Here is an 8,883-nt window from a genome sequence, read left to right as displayed (position 1 = left end):
TCGGTTGTCTCGGCGCTTGCGCCGATCGACGCGAGCGGCTGCCAGGCCATCTCTCGCAGGACGAGTAGCGCAGGTCAGCCCGGGTGTGGCTGTCCGAGCGCAGTCGGCGCGGCGAGAGGCAGCCTGGCGGTTGCGAGCCCGGAATGATCCGCGGAACACGGCCTAGGCCTCGCGGTAGAAGGCGTCCAGGGCCGAGCCCGAGCGCTTCTCCTCGTCGTACGTGTAGACCTCGCGGCCCTCCACGAAGACCCGCAGGGCACGGCTCATCACGTCCAGGGGGTCGCCGGACCAGACCACCACGTCGCCGTCCAGCCCCGGTGTGAGCGAACCCACCCGGTCGGAGATGCCCATGATCTCGGCCGGGTTGACCGTGAGCGCGCGGATCGCCGACTCGGGGGCCATGCCCTCCTTCACGCAGAGGGTGGCCTGGTGGACGAGGAACTCGATGGGGACGACGGGGTGGTCGGTGGTCAGGGCGACCTTCACGCCCGCCCGGTCCAGGATCCCGGGGTTGGCCAGGGTCTTGTTCTTGACCTCGACCTTGGAGCGGCTGGTCATCAGGGGGCCGGTGATGACGGGGATACCGCGCGCGGCGATCTCGTCGGCGAGCAGGTGGCCCTCCGTGCAGTGGTTGATGATCAGGCGGTAGCCGAACTCGTCCGAGAGGCGCATCGCCGTGTGGATGTCGTCGGCGCGGTGCGTGTGCTGGCACCACGGGATCTCGCCGTCCAGGACCCGGGTCAGCACCTCCAGGGTGTTGTCCCGGTCGAACGGGGTGCCCTCCCGCGCGGCGTGGTCGCGTTTGGCCTTGTAGTCCTGGGCCTTGGTGAAGGCGTCCCGGATGACCGCGGCCACCCCCTGGCGGGTGGAGGGGATCTGGTCCTTCTTGCCGTACACCCGCTTCGGGTTCTCCCCCAGGGCGCTCTTGACGCTCGCCGGGTGCCTGATCAGACGGTCCTCCATGCTGCGGCCCCAGCACTTGATGGCCACGGTCTGGCCGCCGATGGGGTTCCCGGAGCCCGGCTTGACGACGGAGCAGGTGACGCCGCCGGACAGTGCGTCGACGAAGCCCTGGTCGGCGGGGTTGATGGCGTCCAGCGCACGCATGCGGGCGCCGTTGGGGTCGGTCATCTCGTTGGTGTCGTCCCCGGCCCAGCCGACACCCTCCTCGTCGATGCCGATGTGGCCGTGGGCCTCCACGAACCCGGGGAGTACCCACTTCCCCGAGGCGTCGACGACGGTGGCGCCCTTCGGGACCGCGGTGTCCGCGTCCGCGCCGACCGCGGTGATCCTGCCGTCGGAGATGACGACGGTGCCGCCGTCGATGGGCTCGCCGTCGACGGGGACGACGTATCCGGATGTGATCGCGATATCCATGGCGGGCAACCTAGCCCATGGCGGGGCGTCCGCCCAAGGGCGGGAGCCGGCCCGGTCAGCCCTCGGGCCAGCGCGCCGTCAGCAGCTCCGACCGGGGCATGAGCTCGACGGTGGCTCCCTCGATGGCCTCGCGGACCATCGCGCAGCGCCCCACCTGCTCGGACTCCGCCGTCAGGTCGCCCGCCTCGGCGGCGAAGGCGTAGACCATGGTCGGCCGGTCGGTGAACTCCATCATCCGGAACGCGCCGCCCAGGCCGGGGTGGTGCGGGGTCTGCTCGGGGATCACGCCCATGGTGACGATGCCCGCCTCGATCAGGTCGGCGAGGAAGTCCCGCTGGGCGTTGAGGACCGCCGCGCCCCCCTGGGGGCGCCGCAGGGCCGACTCGTTGAGGACCACCCGCAGCACCGGGCCCTCCGGGCCCGTCATCGCGGCCCGGTTGGCCATCTCCTCCTCCACCATCAGCTCGACCTCGTCCGGGGTCAGGTCCGGATGGCTGGGCCCGAGGACGGCGCGGGAGTACTCGCGTGTGCGCAGGAAGACCGGAACCGCCATGGGCTGGTGCTCCCACAGGTCGGTGGCGTGGACGCCCAGTTCGCGCTGGTCCCCGAACTCGTTGGGGAAGGCCTCCGCCTGGAGGGTGATCGCCCACGCATCGACCAGCTGGTGCTCGGTTCCGAGGACGTTGTCCACCCGTTCCACCAGTGAACGGGCCGGGCGGCAGTGGGCGTCCTCCACGTCCCGGAGCTTGTCGTCGGTCACGCCCACCGTGGCGGCGAGCTCGGCGCGCGAGAACCCCCGGTCGGAGCGGGCGCGCAGTATCCGCGCGCCGAAGGGAAGCCACATCGCAGAGGGCAGCGCGCTGTTCATACCCATGTCACCTCCCGTCGCCTGGCGGGGCGGCCGTCGCATACCCTCGGGTCGACGCCCCGGCCTCGTTCCCCGACCCTCTCTCGCGTCGGGGGCGCTGGTCAAGCGATCGGGCGGGTGCGGCGATCCGTGATAAGTCATTACAAGGGCTGACAATGCCGCCCGCCGTTCGTGTGATCCCCCGATTGGAAACCCCCCGTTGGCCTCTCTCGCCCTCCTGCTCTTCGTCGTGTCCCTCGGCGTCTGGATCTACGCCCTGTTCGACGTTGTCGGTTCCGACGCCGCCCGGGTGCGGCTCCTGCCCAAACCCGCCTGGACCGTCGTCGTTCTGCTGTTGCCCAAGATCGGGGCAATACTGTGGTTCGCCCTCGGCCGGCCCCGCCGGGACCCGTCGGACGCACCCACCGGCCCGCCCCCGCCCTTCCCCGAGTACGACCACCCCCACCGGGCGCGCGCCGCGTCCCCGGAGGAGGACGAGGAGTTCCTCCGCCGCTGCCGCGAACGGGCCGAGGACCAGCGCCGCCGCGCCCGCGAGGCCCAGGGGGAGGCCGGGCGGTCGGAGGGGCAGGAGGACGCCGGTGGCGAGGAGGACCCCCGGTCCACCTGACGCCGCCCCCCGATCCGTATCGTGGTCAAAGCATGACGGACTGTGCGATACCCCAAGACAGGGGTGCCAGCGGGTGCCCAGTACGCTGTGTGCCGCCCAGCCGCGAAACTCACCCCGGAAGTGAACCGATGAAGCCTTTCACCCTGTCGGCGACAGCCCTGCTCGCCTGCACCGCGCTGCTCGCCACCACCGCCTGCGGCGACGACGGCGCCCCAGCAGACCAGGGAGAACCGGGCAACGGGGAGACCGGGGCGCCCGAGCAGGAGCAGACCGGCAGCCCCGCCGAGGTGGACGTCACCGACGTCGAGGGCGCCACACTGCACACCAGTGAGGGCGACATCGAACTGGAGCTGTTCCCCGAGGACGCCCCCGTCACGGTGTCCAACTTCGTCGGCCTGGCCGAGGGCGAGGGCGTGCCCAACCCGGTGACGGGTGAGGCCGAGTTCTACGACGGCACCGTGTTCCACCGCGTCATCGCCGACTTCATGCTCCAGGGCGGCGACCCGCAGGGCACCGGGCAGGGCGGCCCCGGCTACACCTTCGAGGACGAGGTCGACTCCGGGCGGGAGTTCACCGAGCCGGGCGTCCTCGCCATGGCGAACCGCGGCGGGGGCACGAGCACGAACGGCTCGCAGTTCTTCGTCACCGTCGCGTCGGCCACCCACCTGAACGGCCAGCACACCATCTTCGGCCAGGTCGCGGACGAGGAGTCCATGGAGATCGTGAACTCCATCTCCGCCACCGAGACCGACGCCAACGACCGCCCCACCCAGGACGTGGTCCTGGAGTCCGTCACCGTCAACCGCGCCGGGTAGCCCCTGGGGGCGGGCGGGTGCGCCGGCCCGCCCCCACCGCGCCTCAGCGGCGGCGCTTGGAGCGGGCGGCCCGTGCCCGTTCGACGGCGGGGCCGATCGCCTCGACCAGCGCCGTGACGTCCTCGCGCGTGGAGGTGCGTCCCAGGGACAGGCGCAGACTGCTCAGTGCGGTGTCGGGGTCCGCTCCCATGGCCAGGAGCACGTGGCTCGGCTGGGCGACGCCCGCCGAGCAGGCCGAGCCGGTGGAGCAGGAGATACCCCGGGCGTCCAGGAGCATGAGCAGGGCGTCGCCCTCGCAGCCGGGGAACGACAGGTGGGAGATCCCGGGCAGCCTGCGCTCCCGGTCTCCGTTGACGACCACGTCGGGGACCACGGCGCGGACCCGCTCCTCCAGCTCGTCGCGCAGGCACGCGAGGTGTTTGGCGTGTTCCTCGCGTTCGGCGACCGCGTGGTCGACGGCTGTGGCGAGGCCGCGCAGCAGGGGCGCGGAGAGCGTGCCGGAGCGGATGTCGCGTTCCTGGCCGCCGCCGTGGAGGACCGCGGTCGGGGTGCTCCCGCGGGCGATCAGCAGTGCTCCGGCGCCCACGGGGCCGCCGAGTTTGTGGCCGCTGACGGTGAGCGCGGTGACTCCGCCGACGGCGAAGTCGACGGGCTCCACCCCGACGGCCTGCACGGCGTCGGTGTGGAAGGGGATGCCGTGCTCGGCGGCGACCGCGGCGAGCTCCTCGACGGGTTGGACGGTGCCGACCTCGTTGTTGGCCCACATGACGGAGACCAGAGCGACCGATCCGGGGTCCCGCTCGACGGCGTCGCGCAGGGTGGAGGGGCTGACCCTGCCCAGGGCGTCCACCGGCAGGACCTCGTGGACGGCGCCCTGGTGCTCGGCCATCCAGTGGGCCGGGTCGAGGGCGGCGTGGTGTTCGACCGCGCTGGTGAGGATGCGCCTCCGCGTGGGGTCCTCGGCGTTGCGCGCCCAGTACAGACCCTTGAGGGCGATGTTGTCGGACTCGGTCCCGCCCCCGGTGAAGACCACCTCGTGGGGGGTGGAGCCGAGCGCTCGGGCGAGCTGTTCCCGTGCCTCCTCGACGGTGCGGCGGGCGGCACGTCCGTGGCCGTGCAGGGACGAGGGGTTGCCGAGGGCGCCGAGCTCGGCCGCGATGTCGGCGACCACCTCGGGACGGACCTCGGTCGTGGCAGCGTGATCCAGATACACCATGGCGTTACCAAGGATACGTCTGTCCCGGGTTGTCCACAGCCTCGCGGGTGTAACCCTCCACTCTTTTCCGGTCCCGATAACCTTGGGGCATGCCCGACTCCGCGTCCTCGCAGACCACCCAGCCCGACCCGAACTCCCAGGCCGCCACCGGCGCCCCGCCCGGCACGGGCGCCCACGGCCCCCACTGGCCCGCGCCCGTCGCCGAGCAGCCGGTGCGTGCCCGGCTGTCACTGCCCGGATCCAAGTCGGTGACCAACCGCGCCCTGATCCTGGCGGCGCTGTCCGAGACGCCGTCGGTGGTGCGCCGCCCACTGGTGAGCCGCGACAGCGAGCTGATGGCGGGCGCCCTACGGGCGCTGGGTGCGGGGGTCTCCCGGGTCGGCGCGGACCTGGCCGTCACGCCCGGAGCACTGCGCGGCCCCGCCTCGGTCGACGTCGGCAACGCGGGCACGGTGATGAGGTTCGTCCCCCCGCTGGCGGCGCTGGCCGCGGGCGACGTGCACTTCGACGGAGACCCGCGCGCCCGTGAGCGGCCCGTGGGCGAGCTCCTGGCGGCCCTGCGCGTCCTGGGCGCCGACATCGACGACGGCGGCCGGGGTGCACTGCCCATGACCATCCGCGGCACCGGCGCGGTGCGCGGCGGCGAGGTGACTCTGGACGCGTCCGGGTCCTCCCAGTTCGTGTCGGCCCTGCTGTTGAGCGGCGCGCGCTTCACCGAGGGCGTGCACGTGCGCCACTCCGGGCCCCCCGTGCCCTCCCAGCCCCACCTGGACATGACGGTGGAGATGCTGCGTGCCGCCGGGGTGTCCGTGTCCACGGGCGACAACTCCTGGAGGGTCGAGCCGGGGCCGGTCAAGGTCTGCGACATCACCGTGGAGCCCGACCTGTCCAACGCCGCGCCGTTCCTTGCGGCCGCCCTGGTCAGCGGGGGCGAGGTGACGGTCGAGGGGTGGCCGGAGCACACGACCCAGCCGGGTGACGCGCTCCGTTCGCTGTTCACCCGGATGGGCGCAGAGGTGTCCTGGTCGGAGGCGGGCCTGACCCTGCGCGGCACCGGGGAGATCCGCGGCATCGAGGTCGACCTGCGCGACGTCGGCGAGCTCACCCCCACCATCGCGGCGGTCGCGGCCCTGGCCTCCACACCGTCCCGGCTGACCGGCATCGCCCACCTGCGCCGCCACGAGACAGACCGGATCGCTGCCCTGGCCGCCGAGGTCAACCGGCTGGGCGGTGACGTCGAGGAGCTGCCCGACGGCCTGGTCATCCGCCCGCGCCCCCTGCACGGCGGGCTGTTCCACTCCTACGACGACCACCGGATGGCCACGTCCGGCGCGGTCATCGGGCTCGCGGTGCCCGGGGTGGAGGTGGAGAACATCGCCACCACACGCAAGACACTGCCCGACTTCCCGGGCCTGTGGGCGGAGGCCCTGGCATGAGCCGCACGCAGGGTGGGGGGCGCCACCTGGACGAGGACGACATCCGTGTGCGCGCCCGGGGTGGCTCCCGGCCCCGTACCCGCAACCGGCCCAAGCACGAGAGCGCCGTGGAGGGGATGGTCACCGCCGTGGACCGGGGCCGGTACCGGTGCCTGGTCGACGGCGTCCCGGTGGTGGCGATGAAGGCCCGCGAACTGGGCCGGGGCTCCATCGTCGTCGGTGACCGCGTGGACGTGGTCGGCGACCTGTCGGGACAGGCGGACACCCTCGCCCGGGTCGTCCGGGTCCGCGAGCGCGCGTCGGTGCTGCGCCGCACCGCCGACGACACCGACCCGGTGGAGCGGGTGATCGTGGCCAACGCGGACCAGCTGGCCATCGTCTGCGCCCTGGCGGACCCGGCCCCGCAGCCGCGTTTCGTGGACCGCTGCCTGGTGGCCGCGTTCGACGCGGGGCTGGCACCCCTGCTCTGCCTGACCAAGGCGGACCTCGCCGGCCCGGAGGAGCTCGTGCGCGTGTACGAGCCGCTGGGGGTGCCCTTCGAGGTCCTCAGTCCCGAGGGTGGCCTCACCGGGCTGAGGGACCGCCTCGCGGGCCGGACCACGGTTCTGGTGGGCTCGTCCGGCGTGGGCAAGTCCACCCTGGTCAACCGGCTCGTGCCGGGGACCGACCGGGCCGTCGGCCACGTCAACGCGGTGACGGGGCGGGGCCGCCACACGTCCACGTCGGCCGCGGCGCTGCCGTTCGAGGGCGGCTGGCTCATCGACACCCCCGGCGTGCGCAGCTTCGGCCTGGCACACATCTCCCCGGAGGACATCGCCGCGGGCTTCGCCGACCTGGCCGAGGTGGCCCAGGACTGCCCGCCGGGCTGCTCCCACCAGCCCGACACCGCGGACTGCGCCGTCGGGGCGGCGCTGGAGCGCGGCGAACTCGACGCGGCACGGGTGGCGTCGCTGCGCCGCCTGCTCACGAGCCGTGAGGGGGACCCCGACGAGGCGGAGGCCTGAGCCGCCCCTGCTCCGGGGCGGGCCCCACCCCCTCACGGGGGCCGCCTCAGCCGCCGACCGGCCGGCCGGGGCCCGCGCCCCGCACCAGGGCGTCCGTGTCGTGCGAGGGGGACCCGCCGACGTGGGCGCGGCCCCAGTCGCCCAGCGGGGCGAGCGCGTCGTTCAGGGAGCGGCCGAGGGGGGTCAGCGAGTACTCGACCCGGGGCGGTACCTCGCCGAAGTCCTCGCGGTGCACGATGCCGTCGACCTCCAGCTCCCGCAGGTGGGAGGCGAGGACCTTCTCGGTGACGCCGTCGAGCGTGCGGCGCAGCTCGCCGAAGCGGTGGGGCCGCTCGTCCAGGGCCCAGAGGATGAGCACCTTCCACTTGCCGCCGATCACGTCCATCGCCGCGTCGATGCCGCAGTGGTAGTGGCTCGCCCCACGCCTGGTGACCATCTCCGAACCCCTTCCACCTGCACGCTTACCCCGTGGTGAGCACCCACTTCACAGTGCGTACTTGTGGGCCTCCCGGCCTTGGACGAGCCTAGTCGACATGACGAGGAACCCACCGGAAACCGACCTGACCGCCAAGCCCCGTATCGCCCTGCTCGGGCTGGGAGCCATGGGCACCGCCTTCGCCCGGACCTGGCTCGCCGCCGGGTACCCGCTGACCGTGTGGAACCGCACCCCCTCCCGCGCCGAGCCGCTCGCCGCGGAGGGTGCCGACGTCGCCGCGACCGCCGCCGAGGCCGTCGCCTCCGCCCGCCTCGTGGTGACCTGCCTGCTGGACGACGCCTCCGTGGGCGAGGCCCTGGAGGGCGCCGACCTCACCGGCAGGGACCTCGTGGACGTCACGACGGGGACCCCCGCCCAGGCCCGGGCCCGCGCGGAGTGGGCAGTCGGGCGCGGAGCCCGTTTCCTGAGCGGGGGGATCATGGCGATCCCGCCGATGGTGGGCGTCCCCGAGGCCGGCGGCTACGTGTTCTACAGCGGTCCGGCCGAGGTGTTCGAGGAGCACCGGCAGGCCCTGGCGGTGCCCGCCGGTACCCAGTACGCCGGGGAGGACGCCGGCCTGGCCTCCCTCCAGGACGTGGCCCTGCTCAGCGCGATGAACGGCATGTTCGCCGGCGTCGCGCACGCCTTCGCACTCGTGCGGAACGAGGACGTGCCCCTGGGGGAGTTCGCCGGTCTCCTCTCCGGCTGGCTCGTCGCGATGGCCTCCGCGAGCGTCCCCCTCACGGCCCGCCAGCTGGAGAGCGGCGACTACACCACGGGCGTGGCCTCCAACCTCGCCATGCAGGTCGAGGGCAACACGACCCTGCTGCGCACCGCGGAGGAGCAGGGCGTGAGCACCGAGCTCCTCGCCCCGTACGCGAACCTCATGGCGCGGCGGCTGGCCGACGGCCACGGGGACGAGGACGGCGTGGGGATCGTCGACCTCCTGGCCGCGCCCCGCCGCTGAGGGGCGGGGGCCCTGTGGCACCGCCCGCCCCGACCAACCCCGAACCCCCGGGAGGGAGCGGCGGGCGCCCCCGGGGGGCGGGGATACCCCCCCGCCGGGGGGGGCGAGGGGGCGCAGC

General features: G+C 73.5%; 9 protein-coding genes. 5 read left to right on the top strand and 4 right to left on the bottom strand.

Features of this window, described 5'->3' with window-relative positions:
- Positions 1-162: 162 nt before the first annotated feature.
- The gene (locus tag ACFWTE_RS29040; RefSeq protein ID WP_378783111.1) at positions 163-1,377 is read right to left on the bottom strand and encodes an amidohydrolase; all 1,215 of its coding nucleotides are present in this window, start codon (positions 1,375-1,377) and stop codon (positions 163-165) included.
- 55 nt (positions 1,378-1,432) lie between these two features.
- Positions 1,433-2,245 (bottom strand): Scr1 family TA system antitoxin-like transcriptional regulator, encoded by an 813-nt coding sequence (locus ACFWTE_RS29035; RefSeq protein WP_378783112.1) that lies wholly within the window; start codon positions 2,243-2,245, stop codon positions 1,433-1,435.
- 199 nt (positions 2,246-2,444) lie between these two features.
- Between ACFWTE_RS29035 and ACFWTE_RS29030 the strand changes: the two genes are divergently transcribed.
- Together ACFWTE_RS29030 and ACFWTE_RS29025 are read left to right on the top strand one after the other, a co-directional pair.
- Positions 2,445-2,852, top strand: coding sequence for a PLD nuclease N-terminal domain-containing protein (locus ACFWTE_RS29030; RefSeq protein ID WP_378783110.1), 408 nt, complete (start codon positions 2,445-2,447; stop codon positions 2,850-2,852).
- A gap of 128 nt (positions 2,853-2,980) precedes the next feature.
- The gene (locus tag ACFWTE_RS29025) at positions 2,981-3,667 is read left to right on the top strand and encodes a peptidylprolyl isomerase (protein ID WP_378783109.1); all 687 of its coding nucleotides are present in this window, start codon (positions 2,981-2,983) and stop codon (positions 3,665-3,667) included.
- 43 nt (positions 3,668-3,710) lie between these two features.
- On the opposite strand, the gene ACFWTE_RS29020 is transcribed toward ACFWTE_RS29025, so the two are convergent.
- A complete protein-coding gene (locus ACFWTE_RS29020; RefSeq protein ID WP_378783108.1) occupies positions 3,711-4,883 on the bottom strand; it encodes a cysteine desulfurase family protein in 1,173 nt (390 codons plus the stop codon).
- Positions 4,884-4,972: 89 nt separating this feature from the next.
- On the opposite strand from ACFWTE_RS29020, the gene aroA reads away from it, so the two are divergent.
- Together aroA and rsgA are read left to right on the top strand one after the other, a co-directional pair.
- On the top strand, positions 4,973-6,319 hold the full coding sequence (gene aroA / locus ACFWTE_RS29015) for a 3-phosphoshikimate 1-carboxyvinyltransferase (protein ID WP_378783107.1): 1,347 nt from the start codon (positions 4,973-4,975) through the stop codon (positions 6,317-6,319).
- Positions 6,316-7,323, top strand: a complete 1,008-nt coding sequence (gene rsgA / locus ACFWTE_RS29010) for a ribosome small subunit-dependent GTPase A (RefSeq protein ID WP_378783106.1) — start codon at positions 6,316-6,318, stop codon at positions 7,321-7,323. The genes aroA and rsgA overlap by 4 nt, the downstream gene beginning before the upstream one ends.
- Positions 7,324-7,369: 46 nt before the next feature.
- On the opposite strand, the gene ACFWTE_RS29005 is transcribed toward rsgA, so the two are convergent.
- Positions 7,370-7,759: a winged helix-turn-helix transcriptional regulator gene (locus ACFWTE_RS29005; protein ID WP_378783105.1), complete on the bottom strand. Its 390-nt coding sequence runs from the start codon at positions 7,757-7,759 to the stop codon at positions 7,370-7,372.
- Between the two features lie 97 nt (positions 7,760-7,856).
- Here ACFWTE_RS29005 and ACFWTE_RS29000 point away from each other — a divergent pair, with 97 nt between their 5' ends.
- The gene (locus tag ACFWTE_RS29000; RefSeq protein WP_378783104.1) at positions 7,857-8,765 is read left to right on the top strand and encodes an NAD(P)-dependent oxidoreductase; all 909 of its coding nucleotides are present in this window, start codon (positions 7,857-7,859) and stop codon (positions 8,763-8,765) included.
- The last annotated feature ends 118 nt before the right edge of the window (positions 8,766-8,883 follow it).

It is taken from the genome of Nocardiopsis sp. NPDC058631 (assembly GCF_042716955.1).
In the GTDB taxonomy this organism is placed as follows: Bacteria; Actinomycetota; Actinomycetes; order Streptosporangiales; family Streptosporangiaceae; genus Nocardiopsis.
This window is presented reverse-complemented; position numbering and strand designations above follow the sequence as displayed.